This window comes from Streptomyces sp. WM6378, assembly GCF_001279695.1.
Lineage (GTDB): Bacteria > Actinomycetota > Actinomycetes > Streptomycetales > Streptomycetaceae > Streptomyces.
Window position 1 is genome coordinate 71,549 of record NZ_LGDD01000013.1, and the last position, 24,867, is coordinate 96,415.

A 24,867-nucleotide genomic window follows, 5' to 3' on the forward strand; every position below is an offset into this window, starting at 1 on the left:
GCGGTCAGTTCGCGGCGGGCTTCCAGGGGGAGGCCGGGCCTTCGGCGCCCGCGGTCTGCGTCCAGTACAGCTGGCCGTCCAGGCCGATCGCGGCCGCCGCGGTGTCCTGGCCCTCGGCGACGGCCGAGGGCGAGCCGGTGAACAGGATGCTGCCGTCGGACTTCCACTGCGGGTCCTCCGCGCCCGGCTCCAGGGTGGCGAGCGCGCCGGACGCGGTACGGCCGGTGAGCAGCGGGCCCGCCACGCCGACCGTGCCGTAGCCGGACGTGTCGCCGAGGTCGGTGACCGCGGACGGGGTCACGCCGGTGAACAGCACGCTCTGGACGTTGCCCGAGTCCACCTTGCGGAAGTACACCCGCACCCCGTCGCCCTCCGGGCGGGCGGACAGGCCCGTCGTGTTCGGCGGCAGCTTCGTCTCGGTGGCGCGCACCGGCATCGGCTCGCCCGCCTTCGGCTGCGCCCAGGTCAGCACCGTCTTCGGGGTGCTGGAGAAGACGTGGATGCGGCCCGCGCCGTCGGCGGTGGCGACCGGGTCGCCCGCCATGTTGACACCGCCGTGGACGGCCCACGGGGTCCAGGCGCCGTTCTCGGCCAGGTTCGCCGAGTACAGCTGGCGGTCGCCGCCGCGCAGGAACACCGAGAGCTTGCCGGTGCCGTCCACCGCCGCGGTCGGGGTGGACATGTCGAACACGCCGTTGGTGCCGCTGTGGTCGGGCGAGCCGAGCGAACGCCACGGCCCGAAGTCCCCGCCCGGCGTCGTCTGGACCGCGGCCACGACCTCACGGCGGTAGTCGGTCAGCTCGGCGCCGAACAGGGTGCGGGTGCCGAACACCGCGAGTCGGCCGTCCGGCAGGCGCGTAGCGCTCACACCGGAGTCCATGCCGTCGCCGGGCAGCATCCTGGGCTCGCCCCAGGCGGCTGCGCCCGGCGCCTTGTGCCACACCGCGAGGCGCTGGTCGAGCACGCCGAACGCCCACAGGCTCCCGTCCATGCCGGCCTGCAGCCAGGAGGTGGAGTTGGTGCGGGAGTAACGGACCGACTGGGCCCAGCCGTTGCCGTACGGGCGGACCGACACCTTGCGGTCGCCGCAGCCGGCGGCGCTGTCGCAGTAGTTGTCGTTCGGGTTCATCCAGGCGTACGTCTTGACGATGTCGGCCTTGGCGTCGGCGGCCGGCTTGGCGAAGGTGTGTGGCAGATAGCTGGTGTTGTAGCCGAAGTACGTCTGCACGCTGAAGTTCGGGTGGTTCACGGACTTCGCGTACAGCTGGAGCGCGGCCTGCGCGAAGCGGGCGCTGTAGATGTGGTCCTGGTGGTCCACGATCTTGTGCAGCTTGCCCTCCTTGCCCGGGGTCGGGTCGAGGGTGCGCACGTGGGTGGGGAGGAAGCGCTCCATCAGACCGGCGAGCGTCTTGACGACCTGCTCCTTCGTGTACGTGAAGGGCTTGGCCGGGCTGCCGGAGGCTATCTGCGAGGTGAGCGTGTCGACCTGGCCGTTCCACAGGCCGCGCAGGCTGTGCGGCTGGTTGCCGTTGATGCTGCCGGCCTCGCGCAGCTGCACCCACACCAGGTGGATGTCGGGGCGGGCGTTCAGGGTGTCGACCTCGGCGGTGCCGCCGCCGGCGGTGGGTATGGAGGTGCGGGTCCACGAGCTGCCCCGGTCGCCGGTGGCCATCTGCGCGTACGCCCCGCGTATGCCGTTCTGGCGGGCCTCGGAGTACTTCGCCTTGTCGACCAGGGGCTTGGGGCCGCCCGGCTTCTTCGGCGGCGGCGCGTTCACGCCGTCCGCCTCGCCGGCCGTGACGTACACCGACGTCATGGGGCGGCCCGAGCGCAGCGACTGGCCGGTGTCCGGGTTCATGAAGAACAGGTCGTCGTCCGGGTGGGCGATGACCTGCATCACCGAGCCGGTCGCGGGCCGCACCGGGCCCGACGCGGCCGCCGCGGGCGTGCCCGAGGCGTGGCCGCCGGGGGTGTCCGAACCCTCGGTGTCGGACATTGCCAGTTCGGCGAAGACGCCGCCCGTGATGAGCACGGCGGCGAGCGCGGAGCCGGCGACGGCGCCACGGCGGGACAGCAGCGCGGAGCGCAGCGGCAGCCTGGACTTCATGGGTGCGGTCTTTCGGTGCGGGCGGCCTGGGCGGCCGAGGTCGGTGCGTGAGCACTGCCTCGCCGAAAGCCCGGTCGTGAGTGCTCGATCAGAGCTGGTCAGAACCTGATCGGCAAGGAAGACGAAAGGTCCAAGAATCGGGTTCATTTGGACTCGATGGCAAATCGTGTGGCCTTGATCACCCCGAATTACCCCTATATCGCATCAAATCCGACACATACCCTCGTGAACTGGGTGTGAGAAGGGGGCAGTTCGCCTGCGAAATGTCCGGAACGTTGCCCTATGTGGGTGGGGCGTCACCTGTGGTGAGGGACGTTGGGGGTGGTCGTCAGGGCCGAAGGTCCTGTGTCGCCGGCCCTCGCTCCGGTGCCGGACGCCCCTTCCGGGGGCGGGAGGACGACCCCGACGGGCCGCCCCGACGGGCCGCCCCGGTCCGGCCACCCGGGACCACCTCGCCGGGGCTCGGCGGCCCCACTGCGGCTAGGCTCGGAATCCGGGTCTTGATCGGGTGGGCCGGTTCCGGGAACCCCCGGCCGGGCGTGCGGGCGTACGTACACGTGGGAGGCGGCCAGATGACGGTGCCGGGGCGCAGGAGCAGTACCTTCACGCGGCTGCTGCGGCATGGCTTCACCGACCCCTCGGCCTCCGAGCGGCTACTGGAGACCCCAGAGCTCGCCCCCGTACGGTCCGACCCGGTGCTCCTGGACGCGCTCGGCGCCACCGCAGACCCCGATCTGGCGCTGCTCGGGCTCGTCCGCATCGTGGAGGCGCAGGACGCCGACGAGCGGCGCGCCCTGCTGGACACCCTGGTCACCGCGAAGCCGCTGCGCGACCGGCTGCTCGGGGTGCTCGGCGCCTCCGAGGCGCTCGGCGACCACCTGGCCCGCCACCCCCGCGACTGGCACGCCCTGGTCACCTACGAGGCGGCGGACCTGCACCCCGGGGTCGCCGAGTTCGAGCGGGGCCTGGCCGAGGCCACCGACCCCGTGACGCTGCGCGTCGCCTACCGGCGGTGCCTGCTCGCCATAGCGGCCCGTGACGTGTGCGGGACCACCGACATCGCCGAGACCGCCGCCGAGCTCGCCGACCTCGCCACCGCCACCCTGCGCGCCGCGCTCGCCATCGCCCGCACCGCGGCCCCCGCCGACGCCGCCCAGTGCCGGCTCGCGGTGATCGCGATGGGCAAGTGCGGAGGGCACGAGCTCAACTACGTCTCCGACGTCGACGTGATCTTCGTGGCCGAACCGGCCAACGGCGTCGACGAGGGCAAGGCGATGCGGGCCGCCTCCCGGCTCGCCGCCCACCTCATGCGGATCTGCTCCGAGACCACCGTCGAGGGCGTCATCTGGCCCGTCGACGCCAACCTGCGCCCCGAGGGCCGCAACGGCCCACTGGTGCGCACGCTCTCCAGCCACCTCGCCTACTACCAGCGCTGGGCCAAGACCTGGGAGTTCCAGGCGCTGCTCAAGGCCCGGCCGGTCGCGGGCGACCCCGAGCTCGGCCAGGACTACGTCGAGGCCGTCTCACCGCTGGTGTGGCAGGCGGCCGAGCGGGACAACTTCGTCGCCGACGTGCAGAAGATGCGGCGCCGGGTCGTCGACAACATCCCCGCCGCCCAGGTCGAGCGCGAGATCAAGCTCGGCCCCGGCGGCCTTCGCGACGTCGAATTCGCCGTCCAGCTCCTCCAGTTGGTGCACGGCCGCAGCGACGCCACCCTGCACAGCGGCACCACCCTGGACGCGCTCGCGGCGCTCGCCGCCGGCGGCTATGTGGGCCGCGCGGACGCCGCGCAGATGGACGAGGCGTACCGCTTCCTGCGCGCCATGGAGCACCGCATACAGCTCTACCGGCTGCGCCGCACCCACCTCGTGCCCGAGGACGAGGCCGATCTGCGCCGGCTCGGCCGCTCGCTCGGCCTGCGCACCGAGCCGGTCGTCAGCCTCAACAAGGAGTGGAAGCGGCACGCGTCCGTCGTGCGCCGCCTGCACGAGAAGCTCTTCTACCGGCCGCTCCTGGACGCCGTCGCGCAGCTCGCGCCCGGAGAGACCCGGCTCAGCGCCCGCGCGGCCGCCCACCGCCTCGAAGCGCTCGGCTACGCCGACCCGGCGGCCGCCCTGCGCCACCTGGAGGCGCTGTCCTCCGGGGTGAGCCGCAAGGCCGCCATCCAACGCACCCTGCTGCCCGTCCTGTTGGGCTGGTTCGCGGACTCCGCCGACCCGGACGCCGGACTGCTCGGCTTCCGCAAGGTCTCCGACGCGCTCGGCAAGACCCCCTGGTACCTGCGGCTCCTGCGCGACGAGGGCGCCGCCGCCGAGAACCTGGCCCGCGTCCTGTCGGCCGGCCGGCTCGCCCCCGACCTGCTGCTCCGCGCCCCCGAGGCGGTCGCCATCCTGGGCGACCCGGACGGGCTCGTACCGCGCGGCCGGGACCACCTGGAGCAGGAGGTCCTCGCCGCGGTCGGCCGCGCCGAGACCGCCGAGGGCGCGGTCGCCGCCGCCCGCGGGGTGCGCCGCCGCGAACTGTTCCGCACCACCGCGGGCGACCTCATCGGCTCGTACGGGACCGAGGACAGCCCCGCCGAGGAGGACCCGGGCGCGCTCGTCGACCGGGTCGGCAACGCGGTCACCGACCTGAACGCGGCCACCCTCGCGGGTGCCTTGCGCGCCGCCGTGCGGGCCGAGTGGGGCGACACCCTGCCCACCCGGTTCGCGGTCATCGGCATGGGCCGCTTCGGCGGCCACGAGCTGAGCTACGGCTCGGACGCGGACGTCCTGTTCGTGCACGAGCCCCGCGAGGGCGTCGACGAGCAGGAGGCCGCGAGTGCTGCCAACCGCGTCGTCGCTGAGATGCGCCGACTCCTCCAACTCCCCACCGCAGACCCGCCGTTGCTGATCGACGCCGACCTGAGGCCGGAGGGCAAGTCCGGGCCGCTGGTCCGCTCGCTCAAGTCGTACGAGGCGTACTACCGGCGCTGGTCGCTGGTCTGGGAGAGCCAGGCGCTGCTGCGCGCCGAGGTGATGGCGGGCGACGCCGACCTCGGGGCGCGCTTCATCGACCTGATCGACCCGCTGCGGTACCCGGTGGAGGGCCTCGGCGACGACGCGGTGCGCGAGATCCGCCGCCTCAAGGCCCGCATGGAGTCCGAGCGGATGCCGCGCGGCGCCGACCCCACCCTGCACACCAAGCTCGGCCGGGGCGGCCTGTCCGACGTCGAGTGGACGGTCCAGCTCCTCCAGATGCGGCACGGCTGGGACGAGCCCGGCCTGCGGACGACCCGTACCCGACAGGCCCTGGCCGCCGCGCACGCGGCCGGGCTCATCGGCACCGAGGACGCGTCGATACTGGACGAGGCGTGGGTGCTGGCCACACGGGTGCGCAACGGCGTCATGCTGGTGCGGGGCCGGGCCGGGGACACGTTCCCCTCCGACGGGCGGGAGCTGGCGGCGGTCGGCCGTTACCTGGGGTACGAGCCGGGGCACGTCGGGGACATGCTGGAGGACTATCGGCGGCTCACGCGCAGGGCGCGGGCGGTGGTGGAGGAGTTGTTCTACGGGGCGCACCTCTAGCGCGCGGCGGGGTCGCTGGGGGTTCTGCCCCCAGACCCCTTATACGCGGGACGCGCTCGGTTTCGGTTCCCGGCGCCGAGGAACAGAGCCCCCTCGCTTGGGCTCCACCAGCCGGGGCAGCTGACGCGGCAGGGCGCCGTACCAGGTGCGCGAGACCAGGAAGCCGAAGGTCAGGCAGAGCAGGCCGCCCACCGCGTCCAGCCAGAAGTGGTTCGCCGTGGAGACGATCACCACCAGCGTGGCCGTCGGGTACAGCAGGCCCAGGATCTTCGCCCAGGGCGCGGACGCCAGCGCGAAGATCGTCAGGCCGCACCAGGTCGACCACCCGATGTGCATGGACGGCATCGCCGCGTACTGGTTCGACATGTTCTTCAGGTCGCCCGAGGCCATCGAGCCCCAGGTGTGGTGCACCAGGACCGTGTCGACGAAGCCCCCGCCGTTCATCAGGCGGGGCGGTGCGAGCGGGAAGAAGTAGTAGCCGACCAGGGCCACGCCCGTCGTCGCGAAGAGTACGAGCCGTGACGCCGCGTAGCGGCCCGGGTGACTACGGAACAGCCACACCAGAACACCGATGGTGATGATGAAGTGCAGTGTCGCGTAGTAGTAGTTCATGCCGACGATGAGCCATGTCACCGAATTCACGGCGTGGTTGACCGACTGCTCCACCGCGATGCCGAGGTGGTGCTCGACGCTCCAGATCCAGTCGGCGTTCTTGAGCGCCTGCGCCTTCTGTTCCGGCACCGCGTTGCGGATCAGTGAGTACACCCAGTAACTCACCGCGATCAGAAGCACTTCGAACCAGATGCGGGGGCGGCGCGGCGAGCGCACACCCCTCAATCGGGCGGAAAATCCGGTTCGTCCTGGTTCGGTGCTGTTGGGTGAGGCCGACGGCTCGTTCGTTGGAGCGGCCGTCCGGCCTTCCAGAGTCTTCACGGTCATTTCACCCATGAGAAGAGAGTCTGCCAGATGCACATACCCTCCGCCGATCATCCTCCGGTCGGGTTCGCTCCGCACCTGCTACTCCCTGAGGACGACGTTTCCCGGCGTACGTCAGGGTCGGCTTCGGGGTCTGGCTCCGGAGGTTGAACCGCGTACGACGAGCTCGGGCATGAACACGAACTCGCTGTGCGGGGCGGGCGTGCCCCCGACCTCTTCGAGGAGGGCGCGGACGGCTGCCTGACCCATCGCGGTCACCGGCTTGCGGATGGTGGTCAGCGGCGGGTCGGTGAACGCTATCAGCGGAGAGTCGTCGAAGCCCACCACGGAGACATCGCGGGGCACCTCCAGGCCCGCCTGACGCGCGGCCCTGATCGCGCCGAGCGCCATCATGTCGCTGGCGCACACCACCGCGGTGCAGCCCTGCGCGATGAGCGCGGAGGCCGCGGCCTGGCCGCCCTCCAGCGTGTACAGCGAGTGCTGGATCAGTGACTCGGCCTCGGCGGTCGTCAGCCCGAGCCGGTCCTGCATGCCGGCCGTGAAGCCCTCGATCTTGCGCAGGACGGGAACGAACCGCTTGGGGCCGACCGCCAGGCCGATCCGGGTGTGGCCGAGCGCCGCGAGGTGGGTGACCGCGAGGCGCATCGCGGCCCGGTCGTCGGGGGAGATGAACGGCGCCTGCACCTTCGGCGAGAAGCCGTCCACCAGGACGTACGGGACGCCCTGGGCACGCAGCTGCTCGTAGCGCTCCATGTCGGCGGTGGTGTCCGCGTGCAGCCCGGAGACGAAGATGATCCCGGAGACGCCCCGGTCCACCAGCATCTCGGTGAGCTCGTCCTCGGTGGATCCGCCGGGCGTCTGGGTGGCGAGCACCGGCGTGTATCCCTGCCGGGTCAGCGACTGGCCGATGACCTGGGCGAGGGCGGGAAAGATCGGGTTTTCCAGTTCCGGCGTTATCAGGCCGACGAGCCCCGCGCTGCGGCGGCGCAGTCGTACGGGCCGCTCGTAGCCCAGCACGTCGAGTGCGGCGAGAACGGATTCACGGGTGCCCGCGGCCACACCGGGCTTGCCGTTGAGCACGCGGCTGACTGTGGCTTCGCTGACCCCCGCCTGGGCTGCGATGTCGGCGAGCCGTGCGGTCACGGGATTGGACTGTACCGGTCGCACGTCAGATTGCCCACCAGACCGCGGATTCGGCCGGCAGCAGGGCGTTCGCGCCGTCGAACTCGACGGCGCCGCTGGTGAGCAGCGGCTGCCCGGGGAGCGGGAGTTGGACCTCGTGGCCCAGGGTGTTGAGGGTGCAGACGAAGCCCGGCCGGGCGAAGGCGAGCACGCCCTGTGGCGCCGCGATCCAGTCCATCGCGCCGTCGCCGAGGCCCGGCAGCTCGCGGCGCAGGGCGAGCGCCGCGCGGTAGAGCTCCAGGGTCGAGTGCGGGTCTCCCGACTGGGAGGCGACGCTGAGCCCGCGCCACGAGTCGGGCTGCGGGAGCCAGGGCGCCGCCTCGCCGAATCCGTAGCTGGGTCCGTCCGCCGTCCACGGGATCGGGACGCGGCAGCCGTCGCGGAAGCCGTCCTGGCCGGCCGCGCGGTGGAAGGCGGGGTCCTGGCGCAGCTCGTCGGGCAGGTCGGTGACCTCGGGCAGGCCGAGCTCCTCCCCTTGGTAGAGGTAGGCGGAGCCCGGCAGGGCCAGGGTGAACAGGGCCGCGGCGCGGGCCCGGCGCAGGCCCTGTTCGCCGCCGCCGTAGCGGGTGACATGGCGCACGACGTCATGGTTGGAGAGCACCCACGTCGTGGGGGCGCCGACCGCGCCGGTCGCGGCGAGCGAGGCGTCGACCGTCTCGCGCATCTGATCCGCGTCCCAACTGCAGTTGAGGAACTGGAAGTTGAAGGCCTGGTGCAGTTCGTCGGGGCGTACGTACAGGGCGAGGCGCTCGGGGGAGGGGGCCCAGGCCTCGGCGACCGCGATGCGCTCGCCGTCGTAGCCGTCGAGCAGCTCGCGCCAGGCGCGGTGGATCTCGTGGACGCCGTCCTGGTCGAAGAAGGGGAGCACCTGGCTGCCGATGAGCTTGGCCTGCTCGCTCGCGCCGATGTCGGGCAGGCCCGCCGCCTTGACCATGCCGTGGGCGACGTCGATGCGGAAGCCGTCGACGCCGAGGTCCAGCCAGAAGCGGAGCACCGAGTCGAATTCGGCGCGCACCTCGGGGTGGTCCCAGTCGAGGTCGGGCTGCTCGGGCGCGAACAGGTGCAGGTACCAGTCGCCGTCGGGGGCCTGCGTCCAGGCGGGCCCGCCGAACACCGACTCCCAGTCGTTGGGCGGGAGTTGGCCGTCCGCGCCCCTGCCGGGGCGGAAGTGGTAGCGCGCGCGCTCGGGGCTGCCGGCGAGCGCCGCGCGGAACCAGGGGTGCTGGTCGGAGGTGTGGTTGGGGACGACGTCGACGATGACGCGCAGGCCGAGCCGGTGGGCCTCGCGCACCAGGTCGTCCGCGTCGGACAGCGAGCCGAAGAGCGGGTCCACCGTCCGGTAGTCGGCCACGTCGTAGCCGCCGTCCGCCTGCGGCGACAGATAGAAGGGGGTGAGCCAGACCGCGTCCGCGCCCAGGTCCTTCACGTGGGGGAGGCGGGCGGTGATGCCGGGCAGGTCGCCGATGCCGTCGCCGTCGCCGTCCGCGAAGGAGCGTACGTACACCTGGTAGATCACGGCGTCGCGCCACCAGCCGGCCCGGGGGGCGGGGGGCTCCTGGGCGACGGCGGCCGTCGTCAGTTCCTGCGTCATGTGTGGTCCCTCTCGAAAACCCTGCATCTACGGGATCAACGCCGATGGCCCTCGAAAAGTAACAGCCTTGCAAGGTCTTGCGGAACCCTTGCAACGTCTCCGCAGGCGCACATGGACCAGGCGCACCGGCTTTGACAAGGCGCACAACGGCAACCGTGCGGACACGCTGACGTAACGATCACCCGGCCTTGCAGAAATTCTTCGCAAGGTCTTTCGGACTCCTTTCATCCTTGTTACGTTCCTGGCGATCCGGCGCCGTGATGGAGCGGCACCCAGTGAAGGAGTTCTCATGCGACGTGGCATAGCGGCCACCGCGCTCGCGGCGACCCTCGCGCTCGCGGCGACGGCCTGCGGTGGCAGCGACAGTGACGGCGGCAAGGCGGACGGCCCCGTCACCATCACCTGGTGGGACACCTCGAACGCCACGAACGAGGCGCCCACGTACCAGGCGCTGGTCACGGAGTTCGAGAAGGCGAACCCGACGATCAAGGTGAAGTACGTCAACGTCGCCTTCGACCAGGCGCAGAACAAGTTCGACACCGCCGCCGGCGCCAAGGGCGCCCCGGACGTGCTGCGCGCCGAGGTCGGCTGGACGCCCGCGTTCGCCAAGAAGGGCTACTTCCTGCCGCTGGACGGCACCGAGGCCCTCGCCGACCAGGCCAAGTTCCGGCCGAACCTGATCAAGCAGGCCCAGTTCGACGGCAAGACCTACGGTGTCCCGCTGGTCACCGACACCCTGGCCCTCGTCTACAACAAGGCACTCTTCGCCCAGGCCGGCATCACCAAGGCCCCCGCCACCTGGGACGAGCTGAAGGCGGACGCCGCCCTCGTCAAGCAGAAGGCCGGCGTCGACGGCTACTGGGGCTCCACCGCCGGGTACTACGCGCAGCCGTTCCTGTACGGCGAGGGCACCGACACGGTCGACGCCGCCGCCAAGAAGGTCACCATCGCAAGTGCCCCCGCAGTCAAGGGACTTGAGACCTGGAAGGGCCTGTTCGACGGCCCCGGCCTGCACAAGGCGGACGTCACCGCCGACGCGTACGCCCACATCCAGGACGCCTTCGTGAACGGCAAGGTCGCCGCCATCGTCCAGGGCCCGTGGGAGATCACCAACTTCTACAAGGGCTCCGCGTTCAAGGACAAGGCCAACCTCGGCATCGCCACCGTCCCGGCCGGCTCGGCCGGCAAGGCGGGCGCCCCGACCGGCGGCCACAACCTGTCCGTGTACGCGGGCTCCGACAAGGCGCACGCGGCCGCCGCGATGAAGTTCGTGGGCTTCATGACCTCGGCCAAGAGCCAGGAGACCATCGCGCTGAAGAACTCCACGCTGCCCACCCGCGAGGACGCCTACACCGCGCAGGTCAAGGCCGACCCGGGCATCGCCGGCTTCCAGGGCGTCCTGGCCGCCGCCCAGCCGCGCCCCGAGCTGCCCGAGTACAGCTCGCTGTGGACCCCGATGGACACCACGCTGCCGAAGGTCGCCGACGGCAAGGAGTCCGTGGCCGACGCCACCAAGAGCCTCCAGCAGGACATGGCCAAGCTGGTCCCCGACTTCACCAAGTGAGCCCCGCCGCCGGGCCGTTCCCCCCCAGGGGACGGCCCGGCGGCACGCACGTCCGCCGAACTTCCCGGAAAAGGTGTCGAGATGACCGTTGCCGTCGATGGCGCGGCCCCCAAGAGCGCGGCCAAGGCGCGCCGGGGGCCGCTGGAGCGCCTCAGGCAGTCCTGGCAGAAGCACTGGTACGCGTACGCGATGGTCGCGCCGATCGTCGTCGTGCTCGGCGTGCTCGTGCTCTATCCGCTCGTCCAGGGTTTCTACTACACGCTCACCGACGCCAACAGCCTCAACTCGGCGCGCACCATCGGCGCCAACCACATCGCCGCCACCTACGAGTTCGTCGGGCTGCACAACTACGCGGACGTCCTGTGGGGGCCGACCGCCTGGGACCGGTTCTGGTCGCACTTCATCTGGACGATCGTGTGGACGGTCGCCTGTGTGACCCTGCACTACGTCATCGGGCTCTCGCTCGCGCTGCTGCTCAACCAGAAGCTGCGCGGCCGCACCTTCTACCGGATGGTGCTGATCCTGCCCTGGGCGGTCCCCACCTTCGTGACCGTCTTCTCCTGGCGCCTGATGCTCAGCGACTCGGGCATCGTGAACTCCGTACTCGGCACGCTCCACCTGCCGCAGCCCCAGTGGCTGGAGGAGCCGCACTTCCAGCAGCTCGCCGCGATCCTCGTCAACACCTGGGTCGGCGTGCCCTTCATGATGATCTCGCTGCTCGGCGGCCTCCAGACGATCCCCGCTGAGCTGTACGAGGCCGCCGAGATGGACGGCGCGAGCGCCTGGCAGCGCTTCCGCCACGTGACCCTGCCGGGTCTTCGTCCGGTCAGCGCCACGGTCGTACTGCTCGGCATCATCTGGACGTTCAACCAGTTCGTGATCATCTTCCTGCTCTTCGGCAACGGCGGCGCTCCGGACGCCCAGATCCTGGTCACCTGGGCCTACCGGCTCGGCTTCGGACAGCAGCCCCGCGACTTCGCGCAGTCCGCCACCTACGGCGTGCTGCTGCTCTCCATCCTGATCGTCTTCACCTCCTTCTACCGGCGCTGGCTGGCCCGCAATGAACAGGTCTGATGCCCCCATGGCTACCAAGGTCGTTTCCCGGGACCACGCCCGGCGCCGCACCGCCGTCCTGTCGCACCTGGCGCTGAGCGTCGCCGGCCTCGTCGCCCTCTTCCCGATCGTCTGGCTGGTCTTCATCTCGCTCGGCCCGGACAAGGACGACTACCTGCACCCCGACCGGATCTGGTCGAAGCTCTCCTTCTCCAACTACGCGTTCGTCACCGAGCACACCAGGTTCTTCACCTGGCTCGGCAACACCGCCCTGATCGCCGGCCTGACCTGCGTCATCGGCGTGATGTTCGCGGCCACCACCGGCTACGCGGTGTCCCGGATGCGCTTCCCCGGCTACAAGAAGCTGATGTGGGTGCTGCTCGTCACCCAGATGTTCCCGATCGCCGTACTGATCGTGCCGATGTACCAGATCCTCGGCGACCTCGGCCTCATCGACACCTACGGCGGCCTGATCCTGGTGTACTGCTCCACCGCCGTGCCGTACTGCGCGTGGATGCTCAAGGGGTACTTCGACTCGATCCCCATCGAGATCGACGAGGCGGGCCGGGTCGACGGCCTCACCCCGTTCGGCACCTTCTTCCGGCTCATCCTGCCGCTGGCACGCCCGGGCCTGGCGGTCGCCGCCTTCTACACCTGCCTCACCGCGTGGGGCGAGGTGGCGTTCGCCTCCACGTTCATGCTCGACGACGGCAAGTACACGCTCGCCGTGGGCCTGTTCAGCTTCGTCAGCCAGCACGACGCCCAGTGGAACTACATGGCCGCCACCGCCGTACTCATCGCCATCCCCGTCTCCGCCGTGTTCTACCTCGTGCAGAAGCACCTGGTCACCGGCATGACCGCGGGTGCCACCAAGGGTTGAGCCGGGCCTCGCCCCGGCTCCCGAAGAACAGCGAAGGCTCGGGGGTTTACGCCCCCAGACCCCCCTTAAGGACGACATGACCCAGCACTTCACCGCCCCCGACCGCCTCACCGGGAAGACCGGCACGCAGTGGTGGCGGGACGCCGTGATCTACCAGGTCTATCCGCGCAGCTTCGCCGACGGCAACGGCGACGGCATGGGCGACCTCGAAGGCGTGCGCGGCCGGCTGCCGTACCTGCGCGACCTCGGCGTCGACGCCGTCTGGCTCTCCCCCTTCTACGCGTCCCCGCAGGCCGACGCCGGCTACGACGTCGCCGACTACCGGGCCATCGACCCGATGTTCGGCACCCTCCTCGACGCGGACGCGCTGATCCGCGACGCGCACGAGCTGGGCCTGCGCATCATCGTCGACCTCGTACCGAACCATTCCTCCGACCAGCACGAGTGGTTCAAGCGCGCCCTCAAGGACGGCCCGGGCTCGCCGCTGCGGGCCCGCTACCACTTCCGCCCCGGCAAGGGCGCGGACGGCGAACTCCCGCCCAACGACTGGGAGTCCATCTTCGGCGGGCCCGCCTGGACCCGCACCGAGGACGGCGAGTGGTACCTGCACCTCTTCGCCCCCGAGCAGCCCGACCTGAACTGGGACCACCCGGCCGTCGCCGACGAGTTCCGCTCCATCCTGCGCTTCTGGCTCGACATGGGCGTCGACGGCTTCCGCATCGACGTCGCGCACGGCCTCGTCAAGGCGCCAGGGCTGCCCGACATCGGCGGCCACGACCAGCTCAAGCTGCTCGGCAACGACATCATGCCGTTCTTCGACCAGGAGGGCGTCCACGAGATCTACCGCTCGTGGCGGACCATCCTCGACGAGTACGACGGCGAGCGCATCGCGGTCGCCGAGGCGTGGACGCCCACGGTCGAGCGGACCGCGAACTACGTGCGCCCCGACGAACTCCACCAGGCCTTCAACTTCCAGTACCTGGGCGCCCCTTGGGACGCGGCGGCACTGCGCGAGGTCATCGACGTCTCGCTCGCCGCGATGCGCCCGGTCGGTGCCCCGGCCACCTGGGTCCTGTCCAACCACGACGTCACCCGGCACGCCACCCGCTTCGCCAACCCGCAGGGCCTCGGCACCCAGCTGCGCACCCCGGGCGACCGCGAGCTCGGCCTGCGCCGGGCCCGCGCGGCCACCCTCCTGATGCTCGCCCTGCCCGGCTCGGCGTACGTCTACCAGGGCGAGGAGCTCGGGCTTCCCGACGTCACCGACCTGCCCGACGAGGTGCGCCAGGACCCGTCGTTCTTCCGCGCGGCCGGCCAGGACGGCTTCCGCGACGGCTGCCGCGTCCCGATCCCGTGGACCGTCGAAGGCAGCTCGTACGGGTTCGGCAGCGGCGGCAGCTGGCTCCCGCAGCCCGGCTCGTGGGGTGGGCTCAGCGTCGAGGCGCAGACCGGCGACGCGGACTCCACGCTTGAGCTCTACCGCAGGGCCATCGCTGCCCGCCGCGCCCACCCGGGCCTCGGCGCCGGGGACGACGTGGAGTGGCTGGACGCCCCCGAGGGCGTGCTCGCCTTCGCCCGCGAGGGCTTCGTGTGCACGGTGAACCTGACGGGGGAGCCTGTCTCGCTGCCGACGCCCGGCCGCGTCGTCCTGGCGAGCGCCCAACTGGCCGTAGTGGACGGGCAGTTCGAGCTCCCTGCCGACACGACGGTGTGGTGGACGGTGTGAGCCATGCCGCGCAGCAGGCCGGGCCGCGCCTCGCGGAGATAGCGGCCCAGGCCGCCGTCAGCGAGGCCACCGTCAGCCGCGTGCTCAACGGCAGGCCCGGGGTCGCCGACGCCACCCGGCAGCGCGTGCTCGCGGCCCTGGACGTGCTCGGCTGGGAGCGCCCGGCCCGGCTGCGCCGGCGCAGCGAGGGGCTGATCGGCCTGGTCACCCCGGAGCTGACCAATCCGATCTTCCCCGCCTTCGCGCAGGCGGTGGAACAGGTCCTCGCGGGTCACGGCTACACGCCCGTGCTGTGCACCCAACTGCCGGGCGGGGCAACGGAGGACGAGCTCGTCGAGCAGTTGGAGGAGCGCGGTGTCAACGGCATCGTGTTCCTGTCCGGCCTGCACGCGGACACCTCCGCCGACCCGGCCCGCTATCTGGCCCTGGCCGAGCGGGGCGTGCCGTACGTGCTGGTCAACGGGTACAACGAGGCGATCCGGGGCCCCTTCGTCTCCCTCGACGACCACGCGGCGATCCGGATGGCGGTGGGGCACCTGGCCGACCTCGGGCACACCCGGATCGGGCTCGCGGTCGGACCGCTGCGGTACTCGCCGTCCCGCCGCAAGACCGAGGGATTCGCGGCGGCCCTCGGCGAGCGCCTCGGGCTGCGCGAGGAGGAGGCGGCGGCTTACACCAAGCCCACTCTCTACAGCGTGGAGGGCGGCCAGGTCGCCGCGGGCGCGCTGCTCGGCCAGGGCTGTACGGGCATCGTCTGCGGCAGCGACATGATGGCCCTCGGAGTGGTGCGCGCGGCCCGCGAACGCGGCCTCGACGTGCCGGGCGACGTCTCGGTGGTGGGCTTCGACGACTCCCAGCTCATTGCCTTCACGGACCCGCCGCTGACCACGGTGCGCCAGCCGGTACAGGCGATGGCGGCGGCCGCGGTGTCGGCCCTCCTGGAGGAAATCACCGGAACCCCCGTCCAGCGAACGGAGTTCGTCTTCCAGCCGGAGCTGGTGGTACGGGGGTCCACGGCGGGGGTGCGGGGGTGACCCTGCGGCCACCCCCGGGCCGGGTCAGAACGGCTTGGTCGGCAGGTACTTGCCGTCCAGGGTGATCACGGCCCGCTCGCCGCCCTCGGGGTCGGCGACCTTCTTCACGTCCAGCTTGAAGTTGATCGCGCTGATGATGCCGTCCCCGAACTGCTCGTGCACCAGGGCCTTCAGCGTCGTGCCGTACACCTGGAGCATCTCGTAGAAACGGTAGATCGTCGGGTCGGTGGGGATGCCGCCCGGGATCGAGCCGCGGCTCGGGATGGTGGTCAGGAGCAGCGCCGCGTCGTCGTCGAGGTCGAGCAGGGCGGCGACGGCCCGCGCGGACTCGGTGGGCAGCGGGTGCTGGCCGAGCACGGCCGCGGTGACGAAGGCGACCGAGAGGCCCGCGACATCCGCGATCTGCTGCCACGACAGGTCCTTGCGGACCTTCGCCTCGACGGCGGCGGTGGCGATGGCCTGACGGGCGGTGGTGTCGAACGTGGCGTGGGTCATGGGGTAACTCCTTCGAGGGTTAGGTCAGTTGAGGGGGGGCTGGTCAGGCGTCGAGTCGCTCGACCGTGCCGGTCGGGATGTCGTAGACCCAGCCGTGCAGCGTGAGCCGGTGTTCGGTCAGGGCGCGGGCCACCGAGGGGTGCGTCGCGAGGTTCGCGAGCTGGGCCCGTACGTTGCCGCGCACCAGGGCGGCAAGGTCCACGGCGGCCGCGCGGGCCGGGGCCGCGTCCGCGTGCCGCAGCCAGTCGGCGATGGCGGGCATGCCGGAGAGGTCGTGGTGCTCGGCGAGCGCGGTCATCGCGCCGCAGGCGGAGTGGCCGCAGACCACGACGTCGCTGACGCCGAGGACGGCGACGGCGTACTCGATGCTGGCCGCGACACCGTCCGGGCCCGGGGTGTGGGCGGGCACCAGGTTCCCTGCCGTGCGGATCACGAAGAGCTCGCCCGGCTCGCTCTGGGTGATCAGTTCGGGGACCACCCGGGCGTCCGAGCAGCTGATGAACAGCGTCTTGGGGCGGTGGGTGGCGGCGAGGTGGGCGAAGAGGTCCGCCTTGGCGGGGAAGACGCCGCGCTGGAACTGTGCGACGCCCTCGGCGAGGTTTTGCATGGTCACTCCCTTCGGTGGTGGCCGGCCCCGAGGGGCTGACGAGATCCACCATGCATGACCAGCTGCTATAGCGTCCAAGACGCAATTTCGATGTCTACTATCGACCACATCTATAGTTGAATCCATGGCCCCGGAACTGCGTCATCTGCGCTACCTGCTCGCCGTCGCCGAGCAGGGCAACTTCACCCGCGCCGCCGAAGAGCTGCGGATCTCCCAGCCCACCCTGTCCCAGCAGATCAAGCAGCTGGAGCGCGCGGTCGGCGTCCAGCTCCTCGACCGCACCGGCCGCTCGGTCCGGCTCACGGACGCGGGGGAGACCTACGCCCACTACGCGCGGCGCGCCCTGCGGGACCTGGCCGCCGCCGAGCGTGCCGTCCTGGACATCGCCGACCTCTCGCGCGGCAGCCTGCGCCTCGCGGTGACCCCGACCTTCACCGCGTACCTGGTCGGCCCCCTCGTCGCGGAACTGCACACCCGGCACCCCTCGATCACCCTGGACGTAAGGGAGTTGGCGCAGGACCGCATCGAGGCCGGGCTGCTCGCCGACGAACTCGACCTCGGCATCGCCTTCGACGGCCCGCACCTGCCCGGCATCGAGGCGACGGCCCTGTTCACCGAGACCCTCGGTCTCGTCGTCGGAGCCCCGGGCCCGGAGGGAGCGCTCACCGTGCACGAGCTGGCGGGGCGTCAACTCGCCCTGCTGAGCGGCGACTTCGCGACCCGGGGTCACATCGACGCCTATCTCGGCCACCATCGCGTCACCCCGAGCATCGCCGTCGAGGCCAACTCCATCCAGGCGCTGACCGAGATCGTGCGCCGCACCGTGCTCGCCACCGTCCTGCCCGACGCCGTCACGCACGACCACCCGTACCTGGCGCCCGTCGCGCTCGATCCGCCCCTGCCCGCCCGCACGGTCGCCCTGCTGCGCCGCGAGAGCGCGTACCGCAGCGCCGCCGCCCGGGAGTTCACCCGGCTCACCCAGGACCTCGTCCGCGCCCGGGGCTACGCCCCCGCCTGACTCCCGATCGCGCCACGCTCACGTGCCGCGCAACTCCTTGCAGACGAGCAATCTCACGCTCCGGATTCTGCCCAAACCATTGACCTGATCCTTACGCCCTCCTACGGTCACCTGCTCAGAAGCGCTTTCAGTCTTGCTGCAAGAACATTCAAGCCACGCTGAATCGCCTCCCTCAGAGCCGCAGGAGGACCCGCCCCCCATGAAGCCCCCCAACCGGATATCGAGAACCGCAGCAACTCTCGCCTTCGTCACGGCCGTCTCGGCGGCCTTCCTTGCCGCGCCCGGCGTCCCCACCGCCGTCGCCTCGGCCCCCGGTGACCGGGACGTCACCGCCGAGCTCTTCGAGTGGAAGTACGACTCGGTCGCCAAGGAGTGCAAGGACACCCTGGGCCCGGCCGGTTACGGCTACGTCGAGGTGTCGCCCGCCACCGAGCACGTCCAGGGCAGTCAGTGGTGGACCTCGTACCAGCCGGTCAGCTACAAGATCGCCGGCCGGCTCGGCGACCGCACGTCCTTCAAGAACATGGTCGACGCCTGCCACGCGGCCGGGGTGAAGGTCGTGGCCGACGCGGTCATCAACCACATGGCCGCCGGCTCCGGCACCGGCACCGGCGGGTCCTCGTACACCAAGTACAACTACCCCGGGATCTACCAGTCCCAGGACATGGACGACTGCACCAGCCAGGTCAGCAACTACAGCGACCGCTGGAACGTGCAGCACTGCGAGCTCGTCGGGCTCGCCGACCTCGACACCAACGAGCCGTACGTCCGCACCCGCATCGCCCAGTACCTCAACGACCTGCTCTCGCTCGGCGTGGACGGGCTGCGCATCGACGCCGCCAAGCACATCGCCACCGAGGACATCGGCGCCATCAAGGCCCAACTGACCAACCCCTCGGCCTACTTGAAGCAGGAGGTCATCTACGGCGCGGGCGAGGCGGTCCAGCCCACCGAATACCTGCCGAACGGAGACGTCCAGGAGTTCCGGTACGGGCGCGACCTCAAGCGGGTCTTCACCTCCGAGAAGCTCGCCTACCTCAAGAACTTCGGCGAGGCCTGGGGCTATCTGCCCAGCAGCCAGGCCGGGGTGTTCGTCGACAACTGGGACACCGAGCGCAACGGCTCCACCCTCACCTACAAGGACGGCGCGAACTACACCCTCGCCAACGTCTTCATGCTGGCCTGGCCCTACGGCTCGCCCGACGTCCACTCCGGATACGAGTTCACCGACAACGACGCGGGCCCGCCGAACGGCGGCACCGTCAACGCATGCTGGACGGACGGCTGGAAGTGCCAGCACAAGTGGCCCGAGATCCAGAGCATGGTCGCCTTCCACAACACCGCGCGCGGCCAGTCGGTCACCGACTGGTGGGACAACGGCAACAACCAGATCGCCTTCGGCCGCGGTGCCAAGGCGTACGTCGCCATCAACCACGAGCCGTCCGCGCTGACCCGCACCTTCCAGACCTCGCTGCCGGCCGGAGCGTACTGCGACGTGCAGAGCAAAAAGGGCGTGACGGTTGACTCGGCCGGACAGTTCACCGCCACGCTCGGCGCCAACACGGCCCTCGCCCTTCAGGTCAACTCCCGTACATGCAGCGGTAGTTAACCCATGAGCTAGCTCCATCCCCGAGAACCGTGCCGCCCGGCGCCCCCTCCCGCCCCGCCGGGTGCCGGGCGGCCCCGCCGTTCCACCCCGAATGCCGAGAACCCCGTACGACTGAGGAGCACCCGGTGATCCCCCTGCGAAGAACGGCCGTCGCGCTCGCGGCCGCCCTGTGTGCGGCGCTCGTGCCCGCGCTGCCCGCCACGGCCGCGCCGAAGCCGCCCGCGCCGCCCAGTGACGCGCGGCTCGCCGCCGAGCCGGCCCGGCACGACGCGACCCGGGAGCAGTTCTACTTCGTGCTCCCGGACCGGTTCGCCAACGGGGACACCTCCAACGATCGCGGTGGACTCACCGGCTCGCGGCTCGACACCGGGTACGACCCCACCGACAAGGGGTTCTACCAGGGCGGCGACCTCAAGGGGCTCACCCAGAAGCTCGACTACATCAAGGGGCTCGGGACCACCGCCATCTGGCTCGCCCCGATCTTCAAGAACAAGCCCGTGCAGGGCACCGGCAAGGACGCCTCGGCCGGCTACCACGGGTACTGGATCACCGACTTCACTCAGGTCGACCCGCACTTCGGCACCAACGCCGACCTCGCCGGGCTCATCGCGGGCGCCCACGCCAAGGGCATGAAGGTCTTCTTCGACGTCATCACCAACCACACCGCCGACACCGTCGACTACGCCGAGAAGCAGTACGGCTACCGGCCCAAGGGCGCCTACCCCTACCTCGACACCAGCGGTCGCCCCTTCGACGACCGTGCGGGCATGAAGAAGGTCGACGCGAACTCCTTCCCCTACACGCCCGTCGTGAAGGAGAAGAAGGTCCCGGCCTGGCTCAACGACCCGACGATGTACCACAACCGGGGCGACTCGACCTTCGCCGGTGAGAGCGCCGAGTACGGCGACTTCTCCGGGCTCGACGACCTGTGGACCGAGCGGCCCGAGGTCGTCTCCGGCATGGAGCGGATCTACGAGAAGTGGGTCCACGACTTCGCCGTGGACGGCTTCCGCATCGACACCGTCAAGAACGTCGACCTGGGCTTCTGGACCCAGTGGGCGACCGCCCTCGACGCGTACGCGAAGAAGCGGGGGCGCCCGGACTTCTTCATGTTCGGCGAGACCTACTCCGCCGACCCCGCCGTCACCTCCCCGTACGTCACCCGGGGCCGCCTGGACGCGACCCTCGACTTCCCCTTCCAAGGCGCGGCCCGCCAGTACGCCTCCCAGGGCGCCCCGGCCACCAAGCTCGCCTCCCTGTTCGCCGACGACTACCGCTACACCACCGACAAGGCGAACGCCTACGAGCAGGTCACCTTCCTCGGCAACCACGACATGGGCCGCATCGGCACCTTCCTCAAGCAGGACCATCCGGGGGCCAGTGACGCCGAGCTGCTCCAGCGCGACCGCCTCGCCAATGAGCTGATGTTCTTCAGCCGGGGCAACCCGGTCGTCTACTACGGCGACGAACAGGGCTTCACCGGCGCCGGCGGCGACAAGGACGCCCGCCAGACCATGTTCGCCTCGAAGGTCCCCGACTACCTGGACGACGACGAGCTGGGCACCGACCGCACCCACGCCTCGGACGCCTACGACCCCACGCACCCGCTCTACCGCACCATCGCCGACCTCTCCCGCCTCACCAAGGCCAACCCGGCGCTGCGCGACGGCGTCCAGACCGAGCGCTACGCCAAGGACTCCGTCTACGCCTTCTCGCGTACGGACGCGGGGACCCGCACCGAGTACCTCGTGGCCGTGAACAACGCGACCGAGCCGAAGACGGTCTCCGTGCCGACCGGCTCCGCCGACGCCGACTTCGGTGTGCTGTACGGGGGTTCGGGCACGGCCCGCAGTGGCTCGGACGCCGCCGTCGAGGTGACCGTGCCCGCGCTGTCCTCGCTGGTCCTGAAGGCGGCGGCCCCGCTGCCCGCGCCCGCCGCCAAGCCGCCGATCACCCTGAAGGCCCCCGCTCCCGGCGCCACCGGCACGGTGGAAATCTCCGCCGACGTGACTGGCGGACAGCTCGACCGGGTCGTCTTCGCCGCGCAGAGCGGCAACGGAAAGTGGCAGACGCTCGGCTCCGCCGACCACGCCCCGTACAAAGTCACGCAGTACTTGGACCTGGTGGCCGGAACTCCCGTGCGCTACAAGGCTGTTGTGGTCGACAGCGCAGGACGCACCGCGAGCGCACTCGCCTCCACGACGGCGGGGCAGAACCCGCCGCCCGCCAAGCCGACGGCCGTCGAGCGCGACTACGCCGTCGTGCACTACCGGCGCCCGGCCGGCGACTACGACGGCTGGCAGCTGAAGGCCGACGGCCTGAGCGCCGCCTTCACCGGGCGGGACGCCTACGGCGCCTTCGCCTGGATCAAGCTCCCGCAGGGTGCCTCCTCGCTCGCGTACACCGTCGCCAAGGGCGACACCGCCGACGGGCCGCAGCGCACCATCGACCTCGGCCGCACCGGCGAGGTGTGGGTGGAGCAGGGCAAGGACGGCCAGTCCGAGCAGGCCCCACCCGGCGCCCACCCGCCGCAGGACAAGTCCAAGGTGGTCCTGCACTACTCCCGGCCCGACGGCGACTACGACGGCTGGGGGCTGCACACCTGGACCGGCGCCGCCTCGCCCACCGACTGGTCCAAGCCGCTGATGCCTACCGGCCGCGACGCGTACGGAGTGACCTTCGAGGTGCCGCTCGCCAAGGGCGCGACCTCGCTGAGCTACATCCTGCACAAGGGCGACCAGAAGGACCTGCCCGACGACCAGTCCCTCGACCTCGCCACCTACGGCAACGAGGCGTGGCTGCTCGCCGGACAGCCCAAGTACCTGCTGCCGCAGGCGAATTCCGGCGTCTCGCTCGACCTCGGCAAGTCCGAGGCGCAGTGGATCGACCGGAGCACCGCCGTGTGGAAGGTCAAGGCGACCGACGCGACCAGCGAGCAACTCGTGTACGCGCCGGGCGGCGGCATCACCGTCAAGGACGGCGCGCTCTCCACAGAGGGCCAGTGGCTGCGGCTCACCCCCGCCGCGCTGAGCGATGCGCAGAAGGCCAAGTTCCCGCAGCTCAAGGACTATCCGGCGTTCACCGTGGACGCCCGCGACCGGTCCCGTATCCGCGAGTCCCTCAAGGGGCAGCTCATCGCGACCCAGCGGGCCGCCAACGGGGCGCTGCTCGCGGCGACCGGCGTCCAGACCCAGGGCGTCCTCGACGACCTGTACAGCGGCGCCGCCGCCAAGGCCTCGCTCGGCCCGGTCTTCGACCACGGCCGCCCCACCCTCTCCGTGTGGGCGCCGACCGCACAGCAGGTGTCCCTCGAACTCGGCGGGCGCACGGTCGCGATGCGGCGGGACGACACCTCCGGCGTCTGGTCGGTGACCGGGCCCGCGTCCTGGTCGGGCAAGCCGTACCGGTACGCCGTGAAGGTGTGGGCGCCGAGCGTGCACAAGGTCGTCACCAACCTGGTCACCGACCCGTACTCGACCGCCCTCACCGCCGACTCGGCCCGCAGCCTGGTCGTCGACCTCGCCGACCCGAAGCTCGCCCCCAAGGGCTGGGCCACGCTCAAGAAGCCGGCCGCCGTGCCGCTGCGCGACGCCCAGATCCAGGAGCTGCACATACGCGACTTCTCCATCGCGGACCCCACCTCGCACCACCCCGGCCAGTACCTGGCCTTCACCGACACCGCATCCGACGGCATGAAGCACCTCGCCCAGCTCGCCAGGTCCGGCACGTCCTACGTCCATCTGCTGCCCGCCTTCGACATCGCGGGCATTCCCGAGAAGAAGGCCGAACAGGCCATACCCGCCTGTGACTTGAAGGTGTACGCGCCCGACTCGGAGGAGCAGCAGGCCTGCGTCGCCAAGTCGGCCGCGAAGGACGCGTACAACTGGGGCTACGACCCGCTGCACTACACCGTCCCCGAGGGCTCCTACGCCAGCGACCCCGACGGCACCCGCCGCACGGTCGAGTTCCGGCAGATGGTTCAGGGTCTTGGCAACGCCGGCCTTCGCACCGTCATGGACGTCGTCTACAACCACACCGCCGCGAGCGGGCAGGCCGACGACTCGGTGCTCGACAAGATCGTGCCGGGCTACTACCAGCGGCTGATGCCCGACGGCAGCGTCGCCAACTCCACCTGCTGCGCCAACACCGCACCCGAGAACGCCATGATGGGCAAGCTCGTCGTCGACTCGGTGGTGACCTGGGCCAAGCAGTACAAGGTCGACGGGTTCCGCTTCGACCTCATGGGCCACCACCCGAAGGCCAACATCCTGGCCGTGCGGGGGGCGCTCGACGCGCTGACCCTCGCGAAGGACGGCGTCGACGGCAAGAAGATCATCATGTACGGCGAGGGCTGGAACTTCGGCGAGGTCGCCGACGACGCCCGCTTCGTGCAGGCCACCCAGAAGAACATGGCGGGCACCGGCATCGCGACGTTCTCCGACCGGGCCCGCGACGCGGTGCGCGGCGGGGGCCCCTTCGACGCCGACCCGGGCGTCCAGGGCTTCGCCTCCGGGCTCTACACCGACCCCAACTCCTCGACGGCGAACGGTACTTCGGCCGAGCAGAAGGCCCGTCTCCTGCACTACCAGGACCTCCTCAAGGTGGGCCTGACCGGCAACCTCGCCGCGTACACCTTCACCGACAGCTCCGGCCGCAGCGTCAAGGGCTCCGAGGTCGACTACAACGGGGCCCCGGCGGGCTACGCGGCCGCCCCGGGCGACGCGCTGGCCTACGCGGACGCCCACGACAACGAGTCGCTGTACGACGCGCTCGCCTACAAGCTGCCCGCGGGCACCGCGGCCGCCGACCGCTCCCGCATGCAGGTCCTGGCGCTGGCGACCGCGGCCCTCTCGCAGGGCCCGGCCCTGTCCCAGGCGGGCAGCGACCTGCTTCGCTCGAAGTCGCTCGACCGCAATTCGTTCAACAGCGGCGACTGGTTCAACGCGCTGCACTGGGACTGCCGGGCGGGCAACGGATTCGGGCGCGGGCTGCCGATGGCCGCCGACAACCAGTCCAAGTGGCCTTATGCCAAGCCTCTGTTGGCGAATCCTTCGCTGACCCCGGGCTGCGCCCAGATCAACGCGACCTCGGCCGCCTACCAGGACCTGCTCGCGATCCGGGGCAGTGAGAGCGCGTTCGGGCTCGCCACGGCGGACCAGGTCCAGTCGGCGCTCTCGTTCCCGCTGTCCGGCACGAGCGAGACCCCGGGTGTGATCACCATGCGGCTCGGCCCGCTGGTCGTCGTCTTCAACGCGACCCCGCAGGCTCAAACGCAGCGGGTGGCCGCCCTCGCGGGCACCCCGTACGCGCTGCACCCGCGCCAGGCGGGCGGGGCCGATCCGGTGGTGAAGACGGCCACATACGATCAGAGTTCGGGGAGCTTCACAGTCCCGGCCCGTACTGTTGCGGTCTTCAAGCAACACTGAACCGATCATTCCGGGTCGTTCGGTGACCTGAATCGGTTGTTCCCCGCCGCGGGTTGAGGCAAGGGCCGCACTG

The 24,867-nt window shown here is 70.9% G+C and carries 15 protein-coding genes; 9 read left to right on the forward strand and 6 right to left on the reverse strand.

Annotation, left to right across the window (positions count from 1 at the left end; translation table 11 throughout):
- Positions 1-4: 4 nt before the first annotated feature.
- Positions 5-2,107 (reverse strand): PIG-L family deacetylase, encoded by a 2,103-nt coding sequence (locus tag ADK54_RS03210; RefSeq protein ID WP_053723946.1) that lies wholly within the window; start codon positions 2,105-2,107, stop codon positions 5-7.
- A gap of 572 nt (positions 2,108-2,679) precedes the next feature.
- On the opposite strand from ADK54_RS03210, the gene ADK54_RS03215 reads away from it, so the two are divergent.
- Positions 2,680-5,673, forward strand: a complete 2,994-nt coding sequence (locus ADK54_RS03215; RefSeq protein ID WP_053723997.1) for a bifunctional [glutamine synthetase] adenylyltransferase/[glutamine synthetase]-adenylyl-L-tyrosine phosphorylase — start codon at positions 2,680-2,682, stop codon at positions 5,671-5,673.
- A 39-nt stretch (positions 5,674-5,712) separates the two neighbouring features.
- Here ADK54_RS03215 and ADK54_RS03220 read toward each other — a convergent pair whose 3' ends face one another.
- The 3 genes from ADK54_RS03220 to ADK54_RS03230 form a co-directional block, all read right to left on the reverse strand.
- On the reverse strand, positions 5,713-6,621 hold the full coding sequence (locus ADK54_RS03220; protein ID WP_078966093.1) for a phosphatase PAP2 family protein: 909 nt from the start codon (positions 6,619-6,621) through the stop codon (positions 5,713-5,715).
- 102 nt (positions 6,622-6,723) lie between these two features.
- A complete protein-coding gene (locus ADK54_RS03225) occupies positions 6,724-7,752 on the reverse strand; it encodes a LacI family DNA-binding transcriptional regulator (protein WP_053723998.1) in 1,029 nt (342 codons plus the stop codon).
- Between the two features lie 25 nt (positions 7,753-7,777).
- Complete coding sequence (locus ADK54_RS03230; RefSeq protein WP_053723948.1) at positions 7,778-9,382, reverse strand: glycoside hydrolase family 13 protein; 1,605 nt, start codon at positions 9,380-9,382, stop codon at positions 7,778-7,780.
- A 289-nt stretch (positions 9,383-9,671) separates the two neighbouring features.
- On the opposite strand from ADK54_RS03230, the gene ADK54_RS03235 reads away from it, so the two are divergent.
- The 5 genes from ADK54_RS03235 to ADK54_RS03255 all read left to right on the forward strand — a co-directional run bounded on the left by ADK54_RS03235 (position 9,672) and on the right by ADK54_RS03255 (position 15,639).
- Positions 9,672-10,946, forward strand: coding sequence for an extracellular solute-binding protein (locus ADK54_RS03235; RefSeq protein WP_053723949.1), 1,275 nt, complete (start codon positions 9,672-9,674; stop codon positions 10,944-10,946).
- Between the two features lie 81 nt (positions 10,947-11,027).
- On the forward strand, positions 11,028-12,020 hold the full coding sequence (locus ADK54_RS03240) for a carbohydrate ABC transporter permease (protein WP_053723950.1): 993 nt from the start codon (positions 11,028-11,030) through the stop codon (positions 12,018-12,020).
- 7 nt (positions 12,021-12,027) lie between these two features.
- Complete coding sequence (locus ADK54_RS03245; RefSeq protein WP_053723951.1) at positions 12,028-12,879, forward strand: sugar ABC transporter permease; 852 nt, start codon at positions 12,028-12,030, stop codon at positions 12,877-12,879.
- A gap of 76 nt (positions 12,880-12,955) precedes the next feature.
- Positions 12,956-14,605, forward strand: a complete 1,650-nt coding sequence (locus tag ADK54_RS03250) for a glycoside hydrolase family 13 protein (RefSeq protein ID WP_053723952.1) — start codon at positions 12,956-12,958, stop codon at positions 14,603-14,605.
- Complete coding sequence (locus ADK54_RS03255; protein ID WP_053723953.1) at positions 14,590-15,639, forward strand: LacI family DNA-binding transcriptional regulator; 1,050 nt, start codon at positions 14,590-14,592, stop codon at positions 15,637-15,639. Before ADK54_RS03250 ends, ADK54_RS03255 begins: the two co-directional genes overlap by 16 nt.
- Positions 15,640-15,663: 24 nt before the next feature.
- Here the strand turns inward: ADK54_RS03255 and cynS are convergent, their stop codons facing one another.
- Both cynS and ADK54_RS03265 read right to left on the reverse strand, forming a co-directional pair.
- On the reverse strand, positions 15,664-16,134 hold the full coding sequence (cynS, locus tag ADK54_RS03260; protein ID WP_053723954.1) for a cyanase: 471 nt from the start codon (positions 16,132-16,134) through the stop codon (positions 15,664-15,666).
- A 43-nt stretch (positions 16,135-16,177) separates the two neighbouring features.
- Positions 16,178-16,741: a carbonic anhydrase gene (locus ADK54_RS03265; RefSeq protein WP_053723955.1), complete on the reverse strand. Its 564-nt coding sequence runs from the start codon at positions 16,739-16,741 to the stop codon at positions 16,178-16,180.
- A gap of 124 nt (positions 16,742-16,865) precedes the next feature.
- Here ADK54_RS03265 and cynR point away from each other — a divergent pair, with 124 nt between their 5' ends.
- The 3 genes from cynR (at position 16,866) to pulA (ending at position 24,794) form a co-directional block, all read left to right on the forward strand.
- Positions 16,866-17,759 carry a transcriptional regulator CynR gene (gene cynR, locus ADK54_RS03270; protein ID WP_053723956.1) on the forward strand — a complete coding sequence of 298 codons (894 nt, stop codon included), beginning with the start codon at positions 16,866-16,868 and terminating at the stop codon, positions 17,757-17,759.
- A 199-nt stretch (positions 17,760-17,958) separates the two neighbouring features.
- A complete protein-coding gene (locus ADK54_RS03275) occupies positions 17,959-19,368 on the forward strand; it encodes an alpha-amylase (RefSeq protein ID WP_053723957.1) in 1,410 nt (469 codons plus the stop codon).
- Between the two features lie 125 nt (positions 19,369-19,493).
- Complete coding sequence (pulA, locus tag ADK54_RS03280) at positions 19,494-24,794, forward strand: pullulanase-type alpha-1,6-glucosidase (protein WP_053723958.1); 5,301 nt, start codon at positions 19,494-19,496, stop codon at positions 24,792-24,794.
- Positions 24,795-24,867: the final 73 nt, after the last annotated feature.

Coding starts and splice junctions, on each gene's coding strand:
- ADK54_RS03210 (WP_053723946.1), bottom strand. CDS start 2,107: ATGAAGTCCAGGCTGCCGCTGCGCTCCGCGCTGCTGTCCCGCCGTGGC.
- ADK54_RS03215 (WP_053723997.1), top strand. CDS start 2,680: ATGACGGTGCCGGGGCGCAGGAGCAGTACCTTCACGCGGCTGCTGCGG.
- ADK54_RS03220 (WP_078966093.1), bottom strand. CDS start 6,621: ATGGGTGAAATGACCGTGAAGACTCTGGAAGGCCGGACGGCCGCTCCA.
- ADK54_RS03230 (WP_053723948.1), bottom strand. CDS start 9,382: ATGACGCAGGAACTGACGACGGCCGCCGTCGCCCAGGAGCCCCCCGCC.
- ADK54_RS03235 (WP_053723949.1), top strand. CDS start 9,672: ATGCGACGTGGCATAGCGGCCACCGCGCTCGCGGCGACCCTCGCGCTC.
- ADK54_RS03240 (WP_053723950.1), top strand. CDS start 11,028: ATGACCGTTGCCGTCGATGGCGCGGCCCCCAAGAGCGCGGCCAAGGCG.
- ADK54_RS03245 (WP_053723951.1), top strand. CDS start 12,028: ATGGCTACCAAGGTCGTTTCCCGGGACCACGCCCGGCGCCGCACCGCC.
- ADK54_RS03250 (WP_053723952.1), top strand. CDS start 12,956: ATGACCCAGCACTTCACCGCCCCCGACCGCCTCACCGGGAAGACCGGC.
- cynS (WP_053723954.1), bottom strand. CDS start 16,134: ATGACCCACGCCACGTTCGACACCACCGCCCGTCAGGCCATCGCCACC.
- ADK54_RS03265 (WP_053723955.1), bottom strand. CDS start 16,741: ATGCAAAACCTCGCCGAGGGCGTCGCACAGTTCCAGCGCGGCGTCTTC.
- cynR (WP_053723956.1), top strand. CDS start 16,866: ATGGCCCCGGAACTGCGTCATCTGCGCTACCTGCTCGCCGTCGCCGAG.
- ADK54_RS03275 (WP_053723957.1), top strand. CDS start 17,959: ATGAAGCCCCCCAACCGGATATCGAGAACCGCAGCAACTCTCGCCTTC.